This is a genomic window from Pedobacter segetis (assembly GCF_016623585.1).
GTDB classification, from domain to species: domain Bacteria; phylum Bacteroidota; class Bacteroidia; order Sphingobacteriales; family Sphingobacteriaceae; genus Pseudopedobacter; species Pseudopedobacter segetis.
Genome location: NZ_JAEHFY010000014.1, coordinates 58,071 through 81,944 on the forward strand (window position 1 = coordinate 58,071; position 23,874 = coordinate 81,944).

Consider the following 23,874-nt stretch of genomic DNA (forward strand, 5'->3'; position numbering starts at 1 on the left):
TTTAAAGTCTCGTTCATGAAGAAGTTATTATTATTCCTTACCGGATTTTTAATTACCGTGTGTGGTACAGCACAATCGCCTTCAAAAAAAGACAGCCTGGCCCGGGTATTATATGCAGCCAAAGAAGATACGGGTAAAGTGATATTGTTTTTGAGAGTGGGGGAGCAGTTCGAAAATTCGGATCCAGAGAAAGCGAAACAATATTACCGGCAAGCTTTGGCGCTGAGTAAAAAAATAGGATATAAAGCCGGAGAGCTAAAATATGCTTCTTATTACAGTTCGGTTTTAAACATACAGGGCTTATTTTATTCTTCTCTTGCTGTTAATTTAAGGGCTTTGCAGATGGCTAAAAAAATGAAAGACTCTCTTGCTATCGTAAAGGCATCTTTTAACGTAGCCAATTCATATACTTTTTTAGGTAAAAATGATTCCACTCTTTATTATTATTTTCAGGTACTTCCTTACCTCGAAAAACAAAAAGACAACCGGATGCTATCCATTGCCTATAATAATTTGCAAGATATATACCGGAGATTACACCAATATCATAAAGGAATTACCTATGGAAAAATAGGCGTAGCGATGAGCAGGGCTAATAAGGATTCTTTAAAGTTGGAATACGGTTTAACAAACCTGGGGACAAACTATGCTTCTTTGCATTTAATGGATACCGCATTAGCCTGTTATAAAGAAGCTTTTGAAATAAGTAAAAAGATAGGCGACCAATATGGTGAGTCTGCGGCCTGGCTTAATATTGCAGATATTGATTACCAGCAAGGAAGGTATGAAGTAGCAAAAAACGGGTATTCACAGGCTTTAAAAATTGCAAGGGAATTGGCATTAAATGAAACGGCAACAATTGCTTTAAAAGGCCTGGCAATGTACTTTTTGCAAATGAAAAATTATGCTGCCGCCCTGCAATATGCAGACTCCTCCCTGGCGCTTGCCGCACAAAATGAAAACAGGGAGCAACGGGTAAAAATATACAAGATACTTTCTGATATAGCTTATGGAAACCAGGATTTAATCTCAGCAAAAGAATTCGATAGCAAAGAAGATCAGCTAAATGACAGCATCAATAACGATAATTTATCTGAAATAACCACACGGTATGAAAAGGAATATGAAACTTCAAAAAAGGAATCGCAAATAAAGCTTCAGCAGGTGCAGCTTAAACAAAAGTCGGTACTTAATTATTGTCTTATTGCTGGCGCTACTGCATTGCTGATCATTTCATTATTAACCTACCGCAACCACCGTCACACACAAAAATTGCAACAGTTTAAAATTGACGAACTAGAAACAGAAAGACAACTTACCGCCACCGAGGCGGTACTAAAAGGCGAAGAACAGGAACGTACCCGCTTGGCCAAGGACCTGCATGACGGATTGGGGGGCATGCTTAGCGGTATAAAATTTTCATTAAGCAATATGAAAGAAAACTTAATTATGACACCTGACAATGCACAGGCTTTTGAACGCAGCATTGACATGCTAGACAGTTCTATACAGGAAATGCGCCGGGTGGCGCACAATATGATGCCCGAAATGCTATTGCGATATGGGCTTAAAGTTGCGCTGGAGGAGTTATGTAATGAAGTTAACCGAAGTAGCGCCATTTATGCAGATTATCAATTTATTGGCACACATACTACAATAAATCAAACCATAGCTGTTACGGTTTATCGCATTGTGCAGGAACTGGTAAACAACGCCATTAAACATGCTCATGCGCAGAATGTATTGGTGCAGCTGCATGCACTCGAACAGGAAAAATTATTAACTATAACAATAGAAGATGATGGGAAAGGGTTTGATAAAAATCTACTTACCGTCTCCAAAGCCCGCCCGCATGGCCAGGCCGGACGGGGAATGGGATGGAACAATATTCAAAACCGGGTTGATTTTTTAAAAGGAAAAATTGATGTCCATTCAGAAATAGGCAAAGGCACTTCTGTGTTAATAGAAATAAATATTTAATGAAAATAAAAGTATTTGTAGTGGATGACCATTATATGGTAATAGAAGGTATTCGTTCATTATTACAAAATGAAAATGATATCGAGTGGATGGGGCATGCCACTAATGGCACTTCCTGCCTTGCATTTTTAAAACAGCAGTTACCTGATATTATTTTAATGGATATAAACCTGCCCGATGTTAGTGGCATTGAACTTTGCAAACAGGTAAGGCAGCAATATCCTTCCGTACTTGTGTTGGGGCTAAGCACTTTCAACCAACAACCCATTATCAGGAACATACTAGAGAATGGCGCATCGGGTTATATATTAAAGAATGCTACAAAGGAAGAATTACTTGAAGCGGCTAAAGCAGTAATGGCCGGTAAATCTTATCTCAGTTTTGATGTAGCACTTTCATTACATAAAACCGATAATGAATTGCCCATCATCACCCGCCGTGAAAAGGAAATTTTATTATTGATAGCCGACGGGCTGACAAATACAGAAATGGCGGCCAAACTTTTTATCAGTATTCCTACAGTGAACACCCATCGTAAAAGCCTGTTGAACAAGTTTAGAGTAAACAATACGGCAAGCTTGATAAAACTGGCAGCGAAACATCACTTTATATAGAATTTCCTAAATTGTTTTTTTTTGCGTTGGGAATAATTTCGAGAGAATTTTCTTCGTTTTGTAAGAAGGCTTTGCTTTTGTGTTAGCTATTTTGTTTGTAATGTGATTTAAGGTTTGACCATCCATAATCTCTGAAATCTTCCAAAGGTTCATCAAAATCAGCTGTTATATTAAAGGTTCCTTTTGCGGACCCAAAACTGGTTTTCTCTTTTGTGAAATACTATTTTGTTGAGCAAGTAGAAATTCAAGATATTTGATCAATTCTTTTTTCAAATCATCTGATTTGAAGTTGTTGCATTTTAGAATATATTGCGTCATTATTCATAAGACTTGGATAATTTTATAATAAAATTTAAGATATTGGTAGCTATATTTTAGTTTTTAGATTTTTTGTTTCGTTGCTAATCCTGATTTTGCAATTCCCTAATTTCTGCATAACCCCCAAACTCATAAATTGGGCAAGTCTTCATTATTTCTACCGCTTCATCAAGGTTGGTAGCATTTAATAATAAATAACCACCAACAATTTCATCGCCATTCTTGTAGATTTCGTTTACTACTATGTTTCCATCGCCTTTTATGATTTTCCCATTTAATGTCAGGCCACTGCCTCCCTCTAATTTTCCCTTTTGTCCCCAAGTCGAGAACCAATTTTTCCAATTTTCTTGATGTGCTTTAATTTCACTTTCAGAATGTTCTATTGCCCTACCATCGGGCTCTCTAAATAGTACGATAAGTTTTTTCATTGTTAATTTTATTTCATTAGCGGGTATTTAAAACCCATTGATTTTCAGTTATTTGCTTTTTAGTTCTTTGATATCTTTTTAATATTAAACCGTGAGTATATTTCTTACATGAGTTTTGTCGAATAGCGATATACTCAAAATCCGTAGTGTTTCGTATATATTGCGCCCCAATCTGAGTTTGCTCCCGATTATCGCCACTAGGCAATAGACAATGATTACACAATAGATTTGTATCTTAGCAGTGTTGATGGTGGTGCCCCAGAACGATTTTATCCTAAGCCATCCACTTTAAGAACAATTCCACCTCCCAGCGTTTCTTGTTCTTGAAACAGTGAACGATGAATTGAAAAATACCTACCAGATCGAACATCCAGGCATCGGTCATTTACCAATTTCATTGTCAACAAAGTAGCGGGGCTTTCTACGTATAGTTTCTTTCCTAAAAAACCAGCAATCAAATATCAAACTGTTAAATCTAACCAACCAGCAATGTTTTATTTATTGAACTCAGGGTCGTAAACAATATCACTAACCAAGATGACAGGGGTAACATCAGTATAATTAGGAAAATCTGCTCTAATGGCATCTCTATTTGGTTCGATAGCTGCTTGATAGTCACCTAGGCTTTTTACATAGAAGGAGCCAATAGCCATAAATGGCAATTGCGTGTTCGGAATACCGGTGGCAAATCCTTTTTCAACGGTGTATTTTACCAGATTTGATCCTAAAAAACCTGCTACCATAGGCATGTGCTTAGTTTCATAATACCTCATATCAAAAGTCTTGCCTTCTGCAAACGGGTACATAATGGACACTTTAATTAATCTTTTTTCTACACCTTGATGACTATTCCTTTTAGTTTTGCCTGATTGCTTTTTTTGACTAAATGCCAGGCATGTAATCAGAAGTAAGATCGGTAAAATGAGTTTTAATTTCATGATTGTTTTTTTTAGAAATGGATTTTAGATGATAAAATTTTTAGTTTAATATCTTATACCACAAATCTCAGGGTAATTTCTATATTTACAAAACGCTATTTTTCGATAGAATCAATCGATAAAACCAATTTAGAACTATGGAACTTAGACAGATTAAATACTTTCTTAAGGCAAAGGAATTATTAAATTTTACCGAAGCTGCTAAAATTTTGAATATTAGCCAAAGTACATTATCGCAGCAAATTAAGCAACTTGAAAATGAATTGAACTTACCATTGTTTAACCGAATTGGCAAACGCATAATCCTTACAGAGGCAGGTAAAATGTTCGGTGAGTACGCTTTGCAGAGTTTAAATAAGGCGAACGAAGGATTAATGCTCTTGAAGGATCTAAACAATATTAATACAGGGAGAATTACCATTGGCATTATTTATTCCATGCGAATCTTTATTGTTAAAGCATTGGTAAAGTTTGCTGTGCAATATCCCAATATCAAAATTCAATTAGTTTTTGGTACCACCAAGGATCTTTTAGAAAAACTCAATGCGCATCATTTTGACTTTGTGTTGGCATTTCAAGAAAAGATTAAACACTTTCATCTGAAATATCAGCCACTTCTATCTTCAACAATGGTTTTGGTAACAGCTAAAAAATCATCATTGGCCAATAAAAGTAGTATTTCCCTGAAAGAAGTGTCTAAGCTTCCATTGGCTTTACCTTTTAGTGGTTATTCTACTACTCAATTTTTTGTGGATTCATTCAATCAAAAAAAACTAGAGCCTAATATTTGTATGGAAATAAATGACATTCATACAATATTTGAAATCGTTAAGACCGGCCATTGGCATACAATTTTGAGTAATACTAGTGTAAACGACCCCAAAGTAACAGGTATTCCCATTGAAGGAAAGAACATGAAGCGAGACATAATGATTATTTCTCTAAAAGAAGCCTACGAAAAGAAAGCGGTAAAAAAATTCTGCGAACTTCTTACAGAAATCAAAGGACAATTTTCAGATTTCTCTTATTGAGAACGGATATTAGTGTCCTGACTTGTCCCTTTAAGTGCGTTGGGAATAATTTCGAGAGAATTTTCTTCGTTTTGTAAGAAGGCTTTGCTTTTATGTTAGCTATTTTGTTTGTAATGTGATTTAAGGTTTGACCATCCATAATCTTCTTCGATTAATCTGGGAATCCTCTTACGGATAATCTGGTTTTCAGTTCTATTTGTTTGGATATGACCAGGACTATAAAAAAGAACATAAAAAAACCTCTACGGGGCATATAGAGGTTTTTGTACTCAGAGCGGGAATCGAACCCGCACTCCCTTAACGGGAACAGGATTTTAAGTCCTGCGTGTCTACCAGTTCCACCATCTGAGCAGCTTGTGATAAGCATCTAAAAAAAATCCCCTCCTGGTAGGAAGGGAATACTTGGAGCGAAAGACGAGATTCGAACTCGCGACCCCAACCTTGGCAAGGTTGTGCTCTACCAACTGAGCTACTTTCGCTTATATTTAAAAGAACTTTGTTTCCCTTGCGGGTTGCAAATATAGGTAGAAAATATTTCTTTGCAATATTGAAGTTAAAAAAATTGCAATCCAATTTATAATTCCCTATCATTCAATACAAAAAAAATCAAATCTTGTTCAAAACCCCTACTCATCGCATATTGTGATAGCTTATAATTTCTTTTAAAGCGTTCATTTTCTTTTATAGTGGTGGCTTTTTTTTCTAAAACACCGATCAGTTTTTCTAAATACTCTTCGCCATCTAAATTTTGCAATGCTTTTTTTATCAATGGTAGCGATACCTGCTTAAGTTTTAGACCTTGCTTTATTTTGTTCTTGCCCCAACTATTGATCCTCATTTTTCCTCTCGCATAGGTATTTGCAAAACGTTCCTCGTTTAAAAAGTTAGTTTCTAGCAGTTTTAAAATGATCAGCTCTAGCTCATCACCATAAATGCCCATACTGATCAATTTCCCCCTTACTTCATATTGGCTGCGCTCTTGGTAGGCACAATATGCTTCTGCTTTTTGTAAAGCACTTTTAAAACCTAAGGGGATGGTTGTTTTTTGCTGCATTGGGCATAAAATTAGTGATATTCACGAATATTCATCAACTTTGCCCAACAGATGAAAGAATTATCTTATAACATTCAAAATATAGCCGAAATTGTTGGGGAACGTACTTTGCTCCATCGCCCCAATCAGAACATTAAGCATTTGTTAACGGATAGCAGAAAGATCACAGATGCTAAAAGTTCCGTTTTCTTTGCTTTAGAAGGAAAGCGAGATGCACATCAATATATAAACGGTTTATACGCCGCTGGTGTAAGATCTTTCATTATTACCGCTACTAATTTCCCAACAGATAAATGCCCCGATGCCAATTTTATATGGGTTAAAAATGCTTTAAGGGCTATGCAAAAGCTCGCTACTTCACATAGAGAAAATTTTAATTATCCGGTTATTGGGATTACGGGGAGTAATGGCAAAACCATGGTAAAAGAATGGCTTTACCAATTATTGGTTACAGAAAAAGAAATTATAAGAAGTCCTAAAAGTTATAACTCCCAAATGGGAGTGGCACTTTCTGTTTGGCAGATGAACCATTTTTATGATCTTGGTATTTTTGAAGCGGGCATCTCTACCGTTGGTGAGATGGATGCTTTGGCGCAAATGATAAAGCCAAACATTGGTGTTTTAACTAATATAGGTGCGGCCCACGATGAAGGTTTTAAGAACAGAACAGAAAAACTTCAAGAAAAACTGAAGTTCTTCAAAAATGCAGAGGTAGTTATCCTTAATAAAGGTTATATCGGCGAAAGCCAAAACCTGAAAAATATCTTTACCTGGAGCTTGACCGAAAAAGCAGATTTACAAGTTTTAAGCCTCCATAAGAAAGAAGGTAAAACGCTGATCAAGGCCGTGTTTCATCAAAATGAAATAGCCATTAAAATCCCGTTTACAGACCATGCTTCTGTAGAAAATGCCATTACTTGTTGGGCAACAATGCTTTATTTAGGTTATGGGCAAAACATCATAGAAAAAAGAATGATGAGTTTATTGCCAGTGAAAATGCGTTTAGAGCTAAAGAAAGGCATCAATCAAACAGATATTATAGACGATTCTTATAATTCTGATTTTTCTTCTTTAGATATTGCCATAGATTTTTTGAATCAGCAAAACCAGCATCCTACAAAAACTTTGATCCTTTCGGATATTTCGCAATCTGGCATAGCCGAAAAGGAACTGTACCAAAATATAGCCCAATTGATCAAGAATAAAGGTGTTAAAAAGTTCATCGGAATTGGCCCTTCACTCAAAAAACATCGATCATATTTTGAGGAAGGCAATCTTTTTTATGATGATACCGATGATTTTTTAAAGAATTTTGATTGGGAAAGCATTACCAACGAAACTATATTGATTAAAGGGGCAAGGCATTTCGAGTTTGAGCGTATCAGTAAAAAACTGAGCTTAAAAGTACATGAAACAGTTTTGGAGATTAACCTAAACGCGATCGTAAATAACCTAAACCATTATAAAAGGAAGTTGAAGCCCGGCGTTAAATTAATGGCCATGGTAAAGGCTTTTGCCTATGGTAGTGGAAGCGAGGAAATTGCTAATCTGTTGCAGCACAACGGTGTAGATTATTTGTCAGTGGCCTACGCCGATGAGGGTATAGAGTTAAGGGAAGCTGGTATTACCATCCCGATCATGGTTTTGGGGCCAGAGATTTCTAATTTCGAGGCCATGATCAATTATAATTTAGAGCCAGAGGTGTATAGTTTAAGAATTTTGAAGGCTTTCGCCGATTTGGTGTCTAAAAAGAAGATAAAAGAACAATGGATACATATTAAGCTTGATACCGGGATGCATCGTTTAGGTTTTATGGAAGACGAAACAGAGGAACTATTATCGTTTTTAAAACAACACCCAACGATCAAGGTTAAGAGTATGTTCTCTCATTTGGCGGCAAGCGAAAGCGATTTACACCATGATTATACGCAACAGCAAATTGCTGAATTTGAGAAAATAACCACTAATTTTGAAACTGAATTAGGTTACACTTTCTTAAAGCATATTTGTAACACATCTGCGATCAGTAAATGGCCAAATGCCCAATTTGACATGGTACGTTTGGGCATTGGTTTGTACGGTATAGAAGGAATTATAGAAGAAAGAAACTATCTAGCAAACGTTGCCAATCTAAAGACCACCATTTCACAGATAAAAAGTTTAAAAAAGGGCGATTCTGTAGGTTATGGCAGGAACGGCGTGATGCAAAAAGACGGTATGATAGCTACCGTAAAAATTGGGTACGCCGATGGTTTTCCAAGGTCATTGGGCAATGGGAACGGCGAAATGTTGATCAACAACCAAAGGATAAAAACCATTGGCAACATCTGTATGGACATGACAATGCTAGACCTAAGCGATTTTGAAGTGAACATAGAAGATGAGGTTTTGGTTTTTGGCGAAGATCTATCTGTTTATGAAATGGCTCAAAAATTGGGTACTATCCCGTATGAAGTAATTACCAATATTTCGCAAAGAGTAAAAAGGGTTTATTATTATGAATAAATAAGATGAGAAGGATTTTTAATGTAATATTTAGATATTTTATTAAAGGATTATTAGTTGTTTTACCTTTAGGAGCTGCTTTTTTCTTGATATTTTGGGCATTTTCTTCTTTAGATAATGCGCTAAACTTAAGTGATAAAATATTTGTGAACCCTTATAACGGGATGCCCTTATACATACCCGGTTTAGGGATATTGACAGTTATTTTGGCAATTTTATTAACAGGCGTTATCGCTACCTACTTTATTACCGAACCAATTTATAATTGGATCAGCAGGTGGATAAACCGATTGCCGCTCTTTAAGTTCATTTATTCTTCTGTTAAAGATTTGACCGAAGCCTTTGTTGGCGATGAAAAAAAATTGAGCGAACCTGTTTTGGTAGAGGATAGCCATGGGTTTAAACGGATTGGTTTTTTGACCCAAAAAGATATGGCCTCATTTGGTTTAAAAGGTAACGTTGCGGTTTATTTCCCCTGGTCTTATTCTTTTGCGGGGCAAGTGATCATTGTAAACGCAGATAAAGTTACACCGCTTAAAATATCATCGGCTCAGGCCATGAAATTTATCGTTTCTGGCGGTGTAAGCGGGATTCATTAAGTATTGAGTAAAAAGCTGAGATTTTAAAGTCGAAAATTTAGACTCTCAAAGACCTCTAAATAGGGATGCTGATCTGCCTTTTGGCTTATCAGCATCCCACAAGGTTATTTAATGAATTGCTGAAATAAATTTGACATAACGGAGATTGGTTTTAAAAGTTGGGCTTTAGAACGTACTTATCATAAAACCTAAAAATATGTTCTGCTGCTTCTTCTGCGGTATCTACTAATCTAAACAGGTTTAAATCTTCTGGGTTAATGTTATGCTCTGTTTCTAGCATATGGTTTTTAATCCAATCTATTAATCCGCTCCAATAACTTATACCCACCAAAACAATAGGGAAACGGGCAATTTTACCCGTTTGGATCAAGGTTAAAGCCTCAAAAAGCTCATCCATGGTACCAAAACCACCGGGCAAACCAATATAACCTTGCGAGTACTTCATAAACATTACCTTACGGATAAAGAAGTAATCAAACTCCAAAATTTTATCCCTATCAATATAGCGGTTGTGGAACTGCTCAAAGGGTAATTCGATATTTAAACCTACCGATTTTCCTCCTGCTTCGTAAGCACCTTTGTTACCTGCCTCCATAATACCCGGCCCGCCTCCGGTTATTACGCCATAGCCTCTTTCTGTTAACAAACGACCAATTTCTACGGCCATTTCGTAATATTTATTGTCATGCTTGGTTCTTGCAGATCCAAATATAGAGACGCAAGGCCCAATTTTAGCCAATTTCTCAAAACCATCAACAAACTCGGCCATGATCTTAAAGATCTGCCAAGAATCCGTTACTTTTATCTCTTGCCACGTTCTGTTCTCAAACGCACTTCTTATTTTCTCTTCACCTGTCATATCTATATTTTGTAATTGCTAATACGCAATTTTAGTCTGTTTGTTCGAGATTAACAACAATCCTAAGAAAGTTATCAATCCGTTAATTAAGATCAGTTCATTATCAAAAACATAACCACCCATTAATTTTACCGAATTTAAGTTTAGAAAATAGCAAATAGCTGGAGATAAAATACAGATAAACGGCACCAATTTATCTTTAACACCTCTATTCTGCATCAATAACCCAAAGGCATAAAGCCCCAACAATGGGCCATAAGTGTATGATGCAACGGTAAAAATAGCGCCAACAACTGCTTTGTTGTTTACTTGGTTAAAAAGGATCACGGTAAAAAACATCAAGAAAGAAAACATTACATGTACCCAATGCCTTTGGTTGATGCTTTTTTTAGAATTGATGTCTGCTTTTTTGTTAAAGCCCAAAAAATCTACACAAAAGGAAGTGGTTAATGCCGTTAGGGCAGAATCTGTGGTGGCAAATGTAGCTGCCGTTAAACCCAGCATAAAAACGATCGCAGGTATGATAGACAAATGATTAAGCGCAATCTCTGGGAAAAGAAAATCTGTTCTTGGTGTACCCGTTGCATCAACAGGGATAGGGATTCCGTTTTTGTTGGCATAAACATAAAGCAATGCACCAACGCTCAAAAAGAAAAGATTGATGATCACAAATATCCCTGTAAAGGTAAACATGTTTTTTTGGGCTTCGCCGATGTTTTTACAGCTCAGGTTCTTCTGCATCAAATCTTGGTCTAAACCAATCATGGCTATGGTAACAAACATTCCGCCTATCAATTGTTTACCCACATAGAAATGGCTGCTCATAAAATCATCAACAAAAAATATTTTGGAGTAACCGCTATTTTTTACAGTTTCAAAAGCATCTATTACACCTAAGTTTAAACTATCGCAAATAAAATAGATGGTTAATAAAACAGACAAAACCAAGAAAATAGTTTGTAAAGTATCTGTAATGATGATGGTTTTTAAACCGCCCCTAAATGTATAAAGCCAAATCAGCGAAAGCGATATTAAAACGGTGGCAAAAAAAGGGATGCCGTAACTATCGAAAATAAACTTTTGTAAAACGATAACTACCAAATAAAGCCTAAATGCCGAGCCAATTGTACGGCTCATCAAAAAAATACCTGCCGCGGTTTTATAGCTTACTTTTCCTAAACGCTTTTCTATATAACCATAAATAGAGGTTAAATTCATACGGTAATAAAGCGGCAGCAATACCGTGGCTACCACAATAAAGCCCAAGGCATTTCCCAAAACAAACTGAAAATACTCGAACTGATGCCCCGCCAAAGAACCCACTTGCCCCGGGACAGAAATAAAAGTTACACCACTTAAGGCGGTCCCGATCATCCCAAAAGCCACCAAATACCATTTAGAATTTCTATTGGCAATAAAAAAGGTAGAGTTATCTGATGATTTTTTGGAGGTAAAAAACGAGATGGAAATTAAAACAATGAAATAACCAATAATGAAGGCTAATAATACATTTGGCGACATGCTTTATTGATTTTTAAATAGGTTTATACTTTATTGTAAGATGCTAATTAGCATTAAATTTTTAATTTAGCAAAATGAATTTTTCCTCTAAACTTTTAGAGAATGCCGTTAATGAATTTGGGAGTTTGCCCGGGATTGGCCAAAAAACCGCATTGCGCTTGGTTTTACATTTGCTCAATCAAGATCATAGTACCGTAGAGCGTTTTGGGAACACCTTGATCCACCTTAAAAATAACATCAAATTTTGTAAAAATTGCAACCATATTTCTGATCAGGATATTTGTGAGATTTGCGCATCAAATAAAAGAGACCATAGTTTAATTTGCGTGGTAGAAGATAGTAGGGATGTTATGGCTATTGAAAACACCAACCAATTCAATGGCTTATATCACGTTTTAAATGGCTTAATATCGCCGATGGACGGTGTTGGCCCAGCAGATTTAACCATTGAACATTTAGTGAGGCGCAGCCAAGAAAATGATGTTTCTGAAATAATCTTCGCCTTAAGCGCCACCATGGAAGGTGATACCACCATTTTTTACCTTAACAAAAAATTAAATAAGCCCAACTTAAAAGTAAGCACCTTAGCAAGGGGAATTGCATTTGGAGGAGAGATAGAATATGCTGATGAGCTGACTTTGGGAAGATCCATCACTACCCGTGTGCCTTACGAAAACTCGTTATCTAAATAGCCCTTGAAACTGTCTATCATCATTGTTAGCTATAATGTACGCGATCTTTTGCAGCAGGCCTTAGATTCTTTGATCTATGCGGCCATAAATATCAATCATGAGATTTTTGTGGTGGATAACGCTTCTAAGGATGCAACGGTAGAAATGGTTAGAAACAGATACCCAACCGTAAAGCTCATCATCAATAAAAACAATGTTGGTTTTTCTGTGGCCAATAATCAAGCGATTAGCCAGGCCAAGGGCCAATATATTTTAGCTATCAACCCCGACACAATTACCAGTGCCGATACCTTACAAAAAACGATCAAGTTTATGGATAAAACACCAAACGCTGGTGGTTTAGGCGTAAGGATGATCAATGCACAGGGTAAATACCTGTCAGAATCTAAAAGAGGTTTGCCAACGCTATGGGTATCTCTTTGTAAATTTACGGGCTTATGCTATTTATTTCCTCGATCCAAAATTTTTAACAGATATTACATGGGTTGGATAAACGAGTATGAAACCGCAGAAATACACGTTTTAGCTGGCGCTTTTATGCTTTTAAGAAAACAATCATTAGAAAAAACAGGTTATTTTGACGAGTCTTTTTTTATGTACGGCGAAGATGTAGATCTATCATACCGCCTAAAACTGGCAGGGTTTAAGAATTATTATTTCCCCGAAACCTATATCATTCATTTTAAGGGGCAAAGTACCCGAAAATTAAGTTTTAGATATATCAAAAGTTTTTACGGGGCAATGTTTATTTTTGCAAAGAAGCACCTTCTTAATTTTTAAAATGGATTTAAAGGATAAAGTAGTGATCATTACTGGCGCATCTAGCGGAATAGGAGAGGCTTGCGCTTATGAATTTGCCAAAAGAGGGGCAAATTTGATTTTGGCCGCCAGGCAATACGTTAAACTTTGCGAAATCGCAGATGATATCCATAAAAAATATGAAGTAAAGACCTTAGCTATCCAAACGGATGTGAGCAATGAGCAAGATTGTAAAGATCTGATCAACCAAACCATTACCTCAATGGGTAAAATTGATGTTTTGGTAAACAATGCGGGTATTTCTATGCGGGCTTTGTTTAAAGATTTGGATATTGAGGTGCTCAGAAAAATAATGGACATCAATTTTTGGGGAACGGTTTATTGCACCAAATATGCTTTTGACCATATTTTAAACAATTCTGGATCCATTGTTGGTGTTTCATCCATTGCTGGCTATAAAGGTTTGCCGGGCCGTACCGGTTATTCTGCCTCAAAATTTGCTATGAACGGTTTTTTAGAATCATTGCGTAATGAAAACCTGAAAAACGATATTCATATTATGGTGGCTTGTCCGGGTTTTACAGCCTCTAACATTAGAAACGTTGCGTTAAATAGTGAGGCAAAGCCACAAGGAGAATCTTCTATGGAAGAAGGTAAAATGATGACCGCCAATGAAGTTGCAAAAAACATTGTTGATGGTGTGGTGCATAGAAAAAGGAATTTGATCATGACGGGGCAAGGTAAATTGACCGTTTTTATGCAGAAACTTTTCCCTAAGCTTTTGGATAAATTGGTTTATGATCATTTTAAAAAAGAGAAAGACCCTTTGATTAGTTGATTTGGTTGTTAGCTCATTAGTTAAAATGGTTCATTAGGCTTATTTAACGTAAATAAACACTGTTAGCCATACGCTTCGGATAATGGATCATCCACTTAAAACGATCTTCTAAAAACCAAAAAATTAGATGGTACGTTAATTGATTGTTCAGAAACATTAAATTTTAATTAACATATTTCAATTTTTGGTGCATTAGGGGCTTCTTAATTATCGGCTCTTATATCTCGATTCTTTAAAATCTTCAAAAAAATTTCGTGAAAAAAATACTTCCTTTATTGCTTTTTCCATTTATGCTTTCTTCTTGCATCTGTTCTAAAAAAATTAAAGATCTGGCTTACGCCGATGGTGGGGGAAAAAACTTGTTAGACATTTATCGCCCAAACAATAAAGATAAATTACACGATGTGATCGTGTTTATACATGGCGGTTCCTGGGATACCGGTAAAAAAGATACTTATTGGTTTTTAGGCAGAAACTTTGCCAGAAAAGGAAAAGTTTTTGTGGCTATCAATTATCCTTTAGCACCAGATGCACAGTACCAAGAAATGGGTTATGATTGTGCAAATGCTGTAAAATGGGTAAAAGAGAATATCAAACAATATGGCGGCAACCCCGATAAGATTTTTTTGATGGGGCATTCTGCTGGTGGGCATTTGGCGGCTTTAATCAATCAAGATCCTAAGTATTTTGCTAAAGCAGGAATAAAGAATCCTATTAAAGGAGTTGTTTTGGATGATCCCTTTGGTTTGGATATTGATCAATATCTAAAGACCCAAATCAATACGGGCGATAAATACGTCCCTGGATTTCTAAAAGTATTTAGTACAGATGAAAAGGCTTGGAAAGATGCTTCGCCCATGTACAAGATCGATGGCATACATAACCCTTATATGATGTTTGTTGGCGAAAAAACCTTTCCTGCAATTAAACAACAAACGCCAATTTTTGAAGAAAAAATGAAAGCTGCCAACAAGCAAGTTTCTTTAGAGGTTATCAAGGGCAAAAAACATATCGGTATGATTACCCAAATGATCTTTGGGTGTAACAAACTCTACGATAGGATAAACAAGTTTACCAGAGGAGAGAAATAAAAAGTTGGAAGCGAAAGGTTGAAGTTTAGGTATTAAGTTGATTTAAAAGGCATAAAACAGATGAGATTTTTCATTAAAAAAAAATCCGCTCCTAAAAAGAAGCGGATTTACTAAAACCAATTAAACTAACAACTAAATTATAAATTTTGAAAAATCCCTGCGTAATTTCCCTTTAAGGTTTGTCCGTTTTGTAAAACCAAATCATAAGAGATTAAAAAATTGGGTTTCGTACCGCTTACTTTAACCGTACCAGAAGAAACGCCTATGTTTTCACTATAAGTTAACAAAGAAGGGCTTTCTGTACTATTGATCACATATCCGTTAGAGATAAAATACTTTCCGGCATATTTAACGTTTAAATCGGCATTGCTTAAACCATTATCTTCACTACTGTTAATATAAGTATATGTGCCAGGTTCTAAATAATCTAAGTTTGGAGAGTTTAACTCTACATAAACTGCGGTTTTACCATTTATATCTAATAGATTACCCGTTTTGTTTGTTGTAAATGAACCGTTTATAGTATATAAATCAACGTTTTTATGTGTTGGCGCTGTACCATAAAAAGATTTTAAACTATAATCAACAAATCCCGCTGCGTTTAATGGCAACTTTTCGCCGTTAATCTCTATTTTGTTAATAACCTTAATATCTGGTGCTACACCATCTTTTTGACAAGAAGCAACAAATAAAACCAACCCAATAAGTAAGCCTTGTAAAAGTTTAGTTTTCATATTTTCAATCTTTATTTTCACTTATACTCAACTGTTAAACTTTAGTTACATAATTTTTATTTTTTTTTGATACCAAAGTTTTATTTTTAAAACCATACCTTAATAAAACTTAAATTTCAATAAACCATCGCATGAAAATAGTATCTTATAAAACAGAAGGCCTAGAACACCTAGGGGTATTTTTTGAAGGGCATATTTATAACCTCAATTCCTTAAATCCTATTATCCCAAACAATATGGCCGCTTTCCTTTCTGGTGGTGAGCCATTGGTGGAAGCTGTCCATAGGGCTTTTGAAGGTTTAAAGAACAATAGCAGCCAAATTAAAGAAGAGATATTTTACGAATTGATTGCGCCGGTCCCGCACCCAACTTCTTTAAGGGATGCTTATGCTTTTAGGCAACACGTTGCAACCGCCCGCAGGAATAGAGGCGCAGAAATGTTGCCAGAGTTTGATCAATTTCCCGTGTTCTATTTTGGTAACCATCATGCCATCAATGGCCCCGGAGAGATTTTGTGTATGCCCGATCATTTCCAAAAGCTTGATTTTGAATTAGAGATCGCCATCGTTATCAATAAAAAAGGAAGAAATATCAAAGCAGCCGAAGCCGATGATTATATAGCGGGTTATATGATCATGAACGATTTTAGCGCAAGGACTTTGCAGCTAGAGGAAATGAAACTTAACCTTGGCCCGGCAAAAGGAAAAGATTTTGCTACCTCAATTGGCCCTTGGCTGGTAACTAAAGATGAGTTGGAGGCCTTTAAAATAAAAACCAAAACAGGGCATACCGGAAATTGTTATCAATTAGATATGCAATGTTGGGTTAACGATGAAATGGTATCTCGAGGGAATTTTGAGACTATGGATTGGACTTTTGCAGAAATAATAGAACGTATTTCTTATGGTTGCGATATTTTGCCGGGCGATGTGATAGGTTCTGGTACGGTTGGTACCGGATGCTTCTTAGAATTAAACGGGACCGCAAAATTAGAAAACCCAACCGCCAAAGAACAATGGTTGCAACCTAACGATAAAGTAGAACTACGCATACAAGGCCTGGGCGTTTTGAGTAATATCATTACTGCCCAAACAACGGATTTTTCCATTTTAGCTTTAAAAAAATAAACAATGCTATCATTAGATATATCAGATTTAAGCAATCAAGAGGCCTATCAATTATTAAGTACCGCCATAGCACCGCGGCCCATTTGTTTTGCCTCTACCATTGATATAAAAGGAAACGTGAATTTAAGTCCTTTTAGTTTTTTTAACCTGATGAGCAGCAACCCGCCAATCTGTGTTTTTTCTACCGTAAACAGGGGGAGGGACGGTAGCGCTAAAAACACCTTGGAAAATGTTTTGGAAGTGCCAGAGGTAGCAATCAATATCGTAAATTATGATATGGTGCAGCAAACATCTTTGGCCAGTACAGAATACCCAAAGGGCATTAACGAATTTATTAAAGCAGGTTTTACACCAATAGCTTCTAACAAAATAAAACCACCAAGGGTTAAAGAAGCTCCCGTTCAGTTAGAATGCAAGGTAAATGAGGTAATTGCCTTGGGACAAGAAGGCGGGGCCGGTAATTTGATCATTGCAGAAGTGCTAACCATTCACATCCACAAAAACATTTTGGATGAAAACAACAAAATAGATATTTTTAAGATCGATCAAGTTGCTCGTTTGGGTGGCAATTGGTATAGTAGGCTTACCAAAGACAGTTTGTTTGAAGTTGCCAAGCCACTTTCTAAGTTAGGGATCGGTATTGATGCTTTGCCAGAAAACATCAAGAATTCTAAGGTGTTAACCGGAAACCACTTAGGCCAGTTGGGCAACGTAGAGCAATTACCTACTGAAGATGAAATCCATAAATACAGTTTAAACCCAGAAATCAAGGATATTTTAGACAGTACCATTGGCGATGCCCACACCCGTATGCTACAAATCCATTTAAAAGCCGCAGAACTTTTGGATCTAAATAGGGTAGAGGAAGCTTGGAAAGTTTTGTTAGTAGATTAAGTTATTGGACTTAAAAGTAACGACGTTTTGCAAGTTTAAGCTGTGCCCGAATTACAGCACTGATTTCCGCCCGAGCACAAACATAATTGATTTGCAGAAAAGGCGCATAAAGCACTTCGCCCGGGCATAGCTTAAACTTGCTGTTGGCGGTAGGTTTTATTTTTAGAGGCTTTTGCTTCCAAATAAGCACTGAATTGCTCAAAGTTCATTCCTTTGATTTCATTGGATATTTTGTCCTTTATTTCTCTGAAGGTTTTGACTGTGTCAAATTCCTTTTCTATCTTAATTTTAGATTTCATTTCCTACTATTTCTTTTGGTGAATGTATATTCAAATTCACATGCCCTAAACGTAAATTTATGGAATTATACCCTCTTATCCTATAAACGTTTACAATGTGCTTAAAATTCCAGCTTACCAGAATGTCAACTTTGTTGAGTGTTGCTGTTGCAATATGCAAACAATCGTCGAAACTGGTTTCTCCGACAACTTTCTCCTCAACATAGGTTTGAGCAAGTTGAAAAGCTTCTGGGCTAACAAAAACTTTTTCGGTATTTTCTGGCTTTAATTCGTTGAAAAAACTCCTTACTCTTCCAGGAGCAGTTTCGAGCTCGGCTTCTGTCAGATTGGAGTAGACACATTTTACTAATCCCAATTTCACGCGTTCAAAAAGCAAAAGTGTTTCTTCCTCAAACTCTGTGTCGAATACGCCACCAAATACAGAAGTATCAAAATAAAAGCGTTGTTCCATAAGGCAAATTTATGAATTTTTTCTTCGTTCAATTTCGTAATTCTGTTCGGAGAAACTTACCGCTAACGGTTGGCAGGTTTGAGAAATTGCGAAATTACTTGCAGAACCGATGTCGCACCGCACAAAAATAAATAAAAAGAATTGAAGGAAATGAGAGCACTTCGCCCGCAATTTTTAAACCTGTGGTTATGTGAAGCCAAGTTTAACATGGTGTCCAATATTCTAGATTAGAAAGCAACCCATTTTTAAATTTAAAAATTAGTTTAGATTCTCCTTTTGGTTCAGAAAATGATATTTTGTCGCGGATAACTTTAATTTCAAAAATAGACTGAATGTCTTTTTTCGTGGTTCTTGATGATATGGATTTTCCTTTATAAGTAATCTTAAAATTCGCTTTACTGGAGAAATTGACCTTTTCAAGTTGATAGTTTTCTATCGGGTTACCTGTAAATACGAAAAAGCTATAAACCAAAGAATAAAACTTTTTTCCTTGTTCATCTTCTGATAAAAAACCACATTCATATTTAGGTTCAAATATCCTTTTTGGATTTCCGAAAACCTTAATTATGTCATTCTTCTTTGCCACAAAGTTCATCCCATTTATCTTAAAGTCAGTAAGTGAAACAGTTTTGTCTTGAGCAAAGAGTCCTATTGAAAGGAAAGAAAGAATTAATATTAAAGAATTTTTCATTTAGTTCGATTTGTTTTGGTTTTACCTAACGTTTTGAAAATTTGTGCAGAAATGGCATTGCTTGCAGAGCCATTTTCAGCCCGCACTAAATTTAGTAAATAACTGATTAATTAACGTAAACCACCGTCGGCCATTTTTGTACAAATTTGCTGTTGGGCGCTGGTGTTTTCTTAGTTCTATTTGATTTTCATTTTGGTTGGTATTTAAAAAGAGCTAGTTTTCTAACTAAGTACATTAGGTCACATATTGAAGAGTTCAATTACAGAAATATTTTTTAGATTCTTTTCATTTTTGATTTCAAAACTTGTGTTGTTTCTAAACTCCTTATTGGTTTTGGATAGATTATACTCAAAAACTCTTTCGTAAATGCTTTTGAAAAATATTTCTAATGAACTGATGTCTTTATTTGTATCGTCGAGATAATTATATGAAGTATAACCCATCATGTCACTTTCAAAATTTATGTAATTTTTCCCCAAATGGTAAGAAGAACGTATCCCTGTTATCGTATCTGGCAAGTGATAAAAAGTGTCATTGTCGAACATTTGATATTCGCCAGTGTGATTAAAATTATGAAAATATTCGTTAAGTTTGAACGTAGTGGCAGAATTGTAAATAAACAATCGTTTTTTCGTCCGATAATCTAACACCTTAGATACTGAGTAGAAGTATCTTATGATGTCGTGAAAAGCAGATTTACTATTTACAGTTGTTTTTACTTCCACAATATCCAGTACTGCTATATTAGGAACAATAACTATATCATTAACTCTATAAAGAGGAGCAAAGAATTGGTTGTCGTAAATAATAATATCAATTTGTTTTGACATATTTCCAGTTTCATCGATAATAAAACCTTGTTTAACAGCAACCCCTTTTGGCAAATATGTAGATAAGAATTTTCTCAAAATTTCTTCAGTCAATATTCCAATAGTTGGATTATGTTTTTTGATGAATATTTTTACCTGTAAAATTTCATTTAGTAATTCTTCTGTTTTCAATCTAAAAAATTCATTTATCATTTTGAAACCGTTTTTTAGGATAAAAATAACCAACAATTAAATTAGTTTTTAAACATTCCACGGAACATATAACCTACCAAATTCCCAGCTTTTACTTTATAATAGTTATTATTTACCTTTTCAAGTATAATTACAAATCCATCTTTTGCAGAACCAATTTGCTCAGAAGAGACCATATCAGGTTTAGCGTATAAAGCTGAATTAGTATATACCAATTGGCGACTACCTATTGCGTAATTAGGTGTAGAAATAATCTCATATCGTTTTATAATACAGCCAATTTGCTCTTGAAATATTTTCGAATATGGTTCAATAGTTAGCGTCAGATTTGTTCTATTATCTGTAATTGTTAAAGAAGAAACAGCACTATTTTTAATAATGTTCATATCACTTAAACTAACATTAAAAAAGCATCTTTCAGTTCTCATGCCACTAATTACAGGACTGTCATAAGTTTCCGCACTATAAGTTAAGGAGCCACCATTGGAAAATTGTAAATTAACACGTCTTGGAATAATATTCGGTTTATAAGAAGTTTTCGCATATGAAATTATTAAACTGAATTTAGCTTGTTGTCTATCAGATGCGTTAACGACAAGCATTCCATTCGCAAATACGGCTTGCAGACCATTTTCTAAATCTTCATTCCGATAAATTCCTTCCGACTTAGTTATAATTATAATCTTTTCTGGGTCGTCTTTGATTTCCTCGATACTACATTGTGCTAACACTTTTGTGTTGAAACTTATTAGAATGGTAAATAATAAAAAAAGAAATTATGCATCATATAAATAGTAGATGAATGTTTAGTTGTAATTATTTTTTTTGGTTCAGTTGTGTTTCCTATTTCAGTTTTAATAAATTCAAAAGCTTCATAGCAATTCGGTTTTTTACGATTCATTAGTAGATTGTTCAAATTTTATATTTAAAATTTCTTTTGTCAAATAGTTCGGTCTTTTACACTTGCGCCCAACTAATATATATCTGCAACCATCCTCTTACCCAACCTTCTTAAAAACCCTGTTATGCCCAACATTCAACACGTTTTTGTATTGTAGTGGGTCAATTTCTTCGGTAGCCCTAGAAACTTCCATTATGCCTTTAAAGAATTTAGTTCCGGGGATCAAGTTGGCGGCATCATCCATGATCAAGAAACCTCCTGGTTTGATCAGGGGCATAAAATTGTCCATGTCTTCTTTGCAAACCTTATAGCTATGGTCGCCATCTATGTAAACAAGGTCAAACGTTTTATCTTTAACCTGGGCAACCACATCTAGATCGTTTGAGTAGCCTTTTATCAGGTTCACTTCCTTCAAATCTAAACCAGAATGCTTGAACATTTTATCAATATGGCCCACAAAATCTTCTTGTATGTGGATATTCCCATCCTTAAAATCTCTTCTGATAGATGGAACCACATAAGAAAGCAGTTTTCTGATGTAATAATTGCGGAAGAGCGAATTATTGGGATAATTGCCCTCAAGCGGCGAGATGGCGGTTATATCAATCTCGAAACCTAATTTTTTAGCTATCAAAGCCCACAGGGAAATGGTTTGGCCTTTAAAAACCCCGATCTCTAAACAATCTATTTTCCTTTTCTTTTCCTCAAGCTGTTGCAAAATCAGGAACCACATATAATGGAAAGAACGGTCGCCAAAACCAGCTTGCTTTTCCTCCACATAATCCCTATGCTTTTTTAAAAATCCGGTAGCATTAACCTTATCCTTAAAGTGTTCCCATATATGATCGTTATGCGCCTCGGTGTTTTTATAATTTTCTATATAAGATGCCAATGTTTCCATTTTTTTAAAAAATTTCGTTTATGGCAGAAATATAGAGATAAAAATAACTATGAAGTAAAAATTTGGTCAGAAAATTCAATGGCATCAGAAAATAAGTTTTCATCAATACCATTATCGATATGATTTGCATTAAGGTAAGCAAGCACTTTTTCTGTGGCGATGTTTCCGGTTAGCTCGTCTTTTGCCATAGGGCAACCGCCATACCCTTTAATTGCCGTATCAAATCGGGTGCAACCGCTTTCAAATGCAGCTATTATTTTTTCTTCACTTTCTGCAGGAGTGCTATGGAGGTGTAAACCCCATTCTACTTGGGTATGATTTTGAGTTAAACGGGGGTAAATTTGGGCAATGTTTTCTTTATTAGAAACGCCAATGGTATCTGATAATGCTAAGATCTTGATGCCGCTTTCTACCAATTTCGCCGACCAATAATCTAAAACTGAAAGATCATAGGCTTCCCCATAAGGGTTGCCGAAACCCATGGAAACGTACACCATTAATTTTTTATGGTATTGATCGCACAGATTTTTTATTTCCCTTACTTTTATCAAAGCTTCTTCTCTGGTGGCATTGGTATTTCGTTTTTGGAAAATCTCTGAAACAGAAAATGGAAAGCCTAGATAGCTGATTTCTTCAAATGCGCAGGCATCCATAGCTCCTTTTTGGTTGGCCACAATTGCCAATAGTTTTGTTTTGGTACCGCTTAAATCGAGTTTTTTTACCAATTCGGCAGTATCTTTCATCTGGGGTATGGCTTTCGCCGATACAAAACTCCCAAAATCAATAGTATCGAACCCAACTTTTAACAATAGATTAATGTATTTAGCTTTAAGGTTTGTTGGCACAAAACCGATGATGCCCTGCATTGCATCCCTTGGGCATTCTATCAATTTGATCTTGTTAGGCATTGGTTTTTTCTTTTTCTGTAAATTACAAAAGGTATTTGGATTATAAAATTGATTTTATTTTTTAAAGTTTTTTTCTTGTTCCTATCATATCAATTAAGGGAGACATCTCACAAATAGGTTTTCTGATACACAATGGGCTTAAAGGGCTCAGTGGCAACTTATATCGCACCCTCTACATGACGCATTAAGAGCGTGTTATACTCTGAAAATCGTTACAACATTGATTGATTGGAAGGAATATAAATAAAAAAGCCCCACAGATGATGTGAGGCTTAAAAAAAGGTTAATCATTTTTTAATTACCATCGCCTTCTTTTGGCTTTTTAGGGCCATTTCCACCGCCATTTGCTTTCATTTCGGCCATTTTAGCTTTTTGATCATCGGTTAAAGTTGCTTTTACTACATCAGCAAATTTTTTGTTGATCTCTTTCATTTTATCGGCATCTGGTTTGTTTCCTTCGCCGGCAGCTTCCCTCAATGCGTCCATAGCTTTGTTTTTCTCCAAGGCGGCATCGTAGATTTTAGTTTTTTGATCGGCAGAAAGAGAAAGGTTTTTTTCCATCATCTCTGTTGATCTTGTAGCTCTTTCTTCTGCTGTTTTCTTTTGAGCGAAAGTTGTACCGGCAATTGCCACAAAAAACGCGATACTTAAAATTAGTTTTTTCATTTTTTATAAGATTTATAATCGTTGAGATTTAAAGATCTTAAAAAGGTTTAATC

25 protein-coding genes, 2 tRNA genes and 2 pseudogenes are annotated in these 23,874 nt (G+C 35.7%); 12 read left to right on the forward strand and 17 right to left on the reverse strand.

Annotation, left to right across the window (positions count from 1 at the left end; genetic code table 11):
• The first annotated feature begins 15 nt into the window (after window positions 1–15).
• Together I5M32_RS10930 and I5M32_RS10935 are read left to right on the forward strand one after the other, a co-directional pair.
• Window positions 16–1,980 carry a tetratricopeptide repeat-containing sensor histidine kinase gene (locus I5M32_RS10930; RefSeq protein WP_200586276.1) on the forward strand — a complete coding sequence of 655 codons (1,965 nt, stop codon included), beginning with the start codon at window positions 16–18 and terminating at the stop codon, window positions 1,978–1,980.
• A complete protein-coding gene (locus tag I5M32_RS10935; RefSeq protein ID WP_200586277.1) occupies window positions 1,980–2,594 on the forward strand; it encodes a response regulator in 615 nt (204 codons plus the stop codon). The genes I5M32_RS10930 and I5M32_RS10935 overlap by 1 nt, the downstream gene beginning before the upstream one ends.
• Before the next feature lie 82 nt (window positions 2,595–2,676).
• Here I5M32_RS10935 and I5M32_RS17020 read toward each other — a convergent pair.
• Window positions 2,677–2,790: pseudogene (locus I5M32_RS17020) on the reverse strand (DUF2281 domain-containing protein); the annotation flags it as partial.
• Between the two features lie 205 nt (window positions 2,791–2,995).
• Window positions 2,996–3,340, reverse strand: coding sequence for a YciI family protein (locus tag I5M32_RS10945; protein ID WP_200586278.1), 345 nt, complete (start codon window positions 3,338–3,340; stop codon window positions 2,996–2,998).
• Window positions 3,341–3,659: 319 nt separating this feature from the next.
• On the opposite strand from I5M32_RS10945, the pseudogene I5M32_RS16725 reads away from it, so the two are divergent.
• A pseudogene (locus I5M32_RS16725) lies at window positions 3,660–3,859 on the forward strand (hypothetical protein); the annotation flags it as partial.
• On the opposite strand, the gene I5M32_RS10950 reads toward I5M32_RS16725, so the two are convergent.
• A complete protein-coding gene (locus I5M32_RS10950) occupies window positions 3,835–4,278 on the reverse strand; it encodes an EthD family reductase (protein ID WP_200586279.1) in 444 nt (147 codons plus the stop codon). The pseudogene I5M32_RS16725 and the gene I5M32_RS10950 overlap by 25 nt on opposite strands.
• A 137-nt stretch (window positions 4,279–4,415) precedes the next feature.
• On the opposite strand from I5M32_RS10950, the gene I5M32_RS10955 reads away from it, so the two are divergent.
• Window positions 4,416–5,309: a LysR family transcriptional regulator gene (locus tag I5M32_RS10955; RefSeq protein WP_200586280.1), complete on the forward strand. Its 894-nt coding sequence runs from the start codon at window positions 4,416–4,418 to the stop codon at window positions 5,307–5,309.
• A gap of 266 nt (window positions 5,310–5,575) precedes the next feature.
• Here the strand turns inward: I5M32_RS10955 and I5M32_RS10960 are convergent.
• The 3 genes from I5M32_RS10960 to I5M32_RS10970 all read right to left on the reverse strand — a co-directional run bounded on the left by I5M32_RS10960 (window position 5,576) and on the right by I5M32_RS10970 (window position 6,363).
• A tRNA-Leu gene (locus tag I5M32_RS10960) sits at window positions 5,576–5,660 on the reverse strand.
• A 52-nt stretch (window positions 5,661–5,712) separates the two neighbouring features.
• Window positions 5,713–5,788 (reverse strand) — tRNA-Gly (locus I5M32_RS10965).
• Window positions 5,789–5,883: 95 nt separating this feature from the next.
• On the reverse strand, window positions 5,884–6,363 hold the full coding sequence (locus tag I5M32_RS10970; RefSeq protein WP_200586281.1) for a regulatory protein RecX: 480 nt from the start codon (window positions 6,361–6,363) through the stop codon (window positions 5,884–5,886).
• 51 nt (window positions 6,364–6,414) lie between these two features.
• Between I5M32_RS10970 and I5M32_RS10975 the strand changes: the two genes are divergently transcribed.
• Window positions 6,415–8,868, forward strand: a complete 2,454-nt coding sequence (locus I5M32_RS10975; RefSeq protein WP_200586282.1) for a bifunctional UDP-N-acetylmuramoyl-tripeptide:D-alanyl-D-alanine ligase/alanine racemase — start codon at window positions 6,415–6,417, stop codon at window positions 8,866–8,868.
• A 5-nt stretch (window positions 8,869–8,873) separates the two neighbouring features.
• Window positions 8,874–9,467 carry a DUF502 domain-containing protein gene (locus I5M32_RS10980; RefSeq protein ID WP_200586283.1) on the forward strand — a complete coding sequence of 198 codons (594 nt, stop codon included), beginning with the start codon at window positions 8,874–8,876 and terminating at the stop codon, window positions 9,465–9,467.
• A gap of 151 nt (window positions 9,468–9,618) precedes the next feature.
• Here the strand turns inward: I5M32_RS10980 and I5M32_RS10985 are convergent, their stop codons facing one another.
• Together I5M32_RS10985 and I5M32_RS10990 are read right to left on the reverse strand one after the other, a co-directional pair.
• Window positions 9,619–10,326 (reverse strand): LOG family protein, encoded by a 708-nt coding sequence (locus I5M32_RS10985; protein ID WP_200586284.1) that lies wholly within the window; start codon window positions 10,324–10,326, stop codon window positions 9,619–9,621.
• Between the two features lie 18 nt (window positions 10,327–10,344).
• On the reverse strand, window positions 10,345–11,847 hold the full coding sequence (locus I5M32_RS10990) for a sodium:solute symporter (RefSeq protein WP_200586285.1): 1,503 nt from the start codon (window positions 11,845–11,847) through the stop codon (window positions 10,345–10,347).
• 74 nt (window positions 11,848–11,921) lie between these two features.
• Here I5M32_RS10990 and recR point away from each other — a divergent pair, with 74 nt between their 5' ends.
• From recR to I5M32_RS11010, 4 genes are all read left to right on the forward strand, one after another.
• A complete protein-coding gene (recR, locus tag I5M32_RS10995) occupies window positions 11,922–12,539 on the forward strand; it encodes a recombination mediator RecR (protein ID WP_200586286.1) in 618 nt (205 codons plus the stop codon).
• Between the two features lie 3 nt (window positions 12,540–12,542).
• Window positions 12,543–13,319 (forward strand): glycosyltransferase family 2 protein, encoded by a 777-nt coding sequence (locus I5M32_RS11000; protein ID WP_200586287.1) that lies wholly within the window; start codon window positions 12,543–12,545, stop codon window positions 13,317–13,319.
• A gap of 1 nt (window position 13,320) precedes the next feature.
• Window positions 13,321–14,136 carry an SDR family oxidoreductase gene (locus I5M32_RS11005; protein ID WP_200586288.1) on the forward strand — a complete coding sequence of 272 codons (816 nt, stop codon included), beginning with the start codon at window positions 13,321–13,323 and terminating at the stop codon, window positions 14,134–14,136.
• Window positions 14,137–14,390: 254 nt separating this feature from the next.
• Window positions 14,391–15,227 (forward strand): alpha/beta hydrolase, encoded by an 837-nt coding sequence (locus I5M32_RS11010; RefSeq protein WP_317193126.1) that lies wholly within the window; start codon window positions 14,391–14,393, stop codon window positions 15,225–15,227.
• Between the two features lie 137 nt (window positions 15,228–15,364).
• On the opposite strand, the gene I5M32_RS11015 is transcribed toward I5M32_RS11010, so the two are convergent.
• A complete protein-coding gene (locus I5M32_RS11015) occupies window positions 15,365–15,961 on the reverse strand; it encodes a hypothetical protein (protein ID WP_200586289.1) in 597 nt (198 codons plus the stop codon).
• A 131-nt stretch (window positions 15,962–16,092) separates the two neighbouring features.
• Here I5M32_RS11015 and I5M32_RS11020 point away from each other — a divergent pair, with 131 nt between their 5' ends.
• Entirely contained in the window at window positions 16,093–17,088 is a 996-nt protein-coding gene (locus tag I5M32_RS11020; protein WP_200586290.1) for a fumarylacetoacetate hydrolase family protein, read from the forward strand.
• A gap of 3 nt (window positions 17,089–17,091) precedes the next feature.
• Window positions 17,092–17,982 (forward strand): flavin reductase family protein, encoded by an 891-nt coding sequence (locus tag I5M32_RS11025; RefSeq protein WP_200586291.1) that lies wholly within the window; start codon window positions 17,092–17,094, stop codon window positions 17,980–17,982.
• Window positions 17,983–18,113: 131 nt separating this feature from the next.
• Here I5M32_RS11025 and I5M32_RS11030 read toward each other — a convergent pair whose 3' ends face one another.
• From I5M32_RS11030 to I5M32_RS11065, 8 genes are all read right to left on the reverse strand, one after another.
• A complete protein-coding gene (locus I5M32_RS11030) occupies window positions 18,114–18,281 on the reverse strand; it encodes a hypothetical protein (RefSeq protein ID WP_200586292.1) in 168 nt (55 codons plus the stop codon).
• Complete coding sequence (locus tag I5M32_RS11035) at window positions 18,271–18,732, reverse strand: PIN domain-containing protein (RefSeq protein ID WP_200586293.1); 462 nt, start codon at window positions 18,730–18,732, stop codon at window positions 18,271–18,273. Before I5M32_RS11035 ends, I5M32_RS11030 begins: the two co-directional genes overlap by 11 nt.
• Before the next feature lie 202 nt (window positions 18,733–18,934).
• Window positions 18,935–19,423, reverse strand: coding sequence for a hypothetical protein (locus tag I5M32_RS11040; RefSeq protein WP_200586294.1), 489 nt, complete (start codon window positions 19,421–19,423; stop codon window positions 18,935–18,937).
• A 239-nt stretch (window positions 19,424–19,662) separates the two neighbouring features.
• Window positions 19,663–20,424: a DUF6602 domain-containing protein gene (locus I5M32_RS11045; protein WP_200586295.1), complete on the reverse strand. Its 762-nt coding sequence runs from the start codon at window positions 20,422–20,424 to the stop codon at window positions 19,663–19,665.
• A 62-nt stretch (window positions 20,425–20,486) separates the two neighbouring features.
• Window positions 20,487–21,176, reverse strand: a complete 690-nt coding sequence (locus I5M32_RS11050; protein ID WP_200586296.1) for an SH3 domain-containing protein — start codon at window positions 21,174–21,176, stop codon at window positions 20,487–20,489.
• A gap of 267 nt (window positions 21,177–21,443) precedes the next feature.
• Window positions 21,444–22,247 carry a class I SAM-dependent methyltransferase gene (locus I5M32_RS11055; RefSeq protein ID WP_200586297.1) on the reverse strand — a complete coding sequence of 268 codons (804 nt, stop codon included), beginning with the start codon at window positions 22,245–22,247 and terminating at the stop codon, window positions 21,444–21,446.
• 47 nt (window positions 22,248–22,294) lie between these two features.
• Window positions 22,295–23,155 carry a beta/alpha barrel domain-containing protein gene (locus I5M32_RS11060; protein WP_200586298.1) on the reverse strand — a complete coding sequence of 287 codons (861 nt, stop codon included), beginning with the start codon at window positions 23,153–23,155 and terminating at the stop codon, window positions 22,295–22,297.
• 294 nt (window positions 23,156–23,449) lie between these two features.
• A complete protein-coding gene (locus tag I5M32_RS11065) occupies window positions 23,450–23,821 on the reverse strand; it encodes a hypothetical protein (protein ID WP_200586299.1) in 372 nt (123 codons plus the stop codon).
• Between the last annotated feature and the right edge of the window lie 53 nt (window positions 23,822–23,874).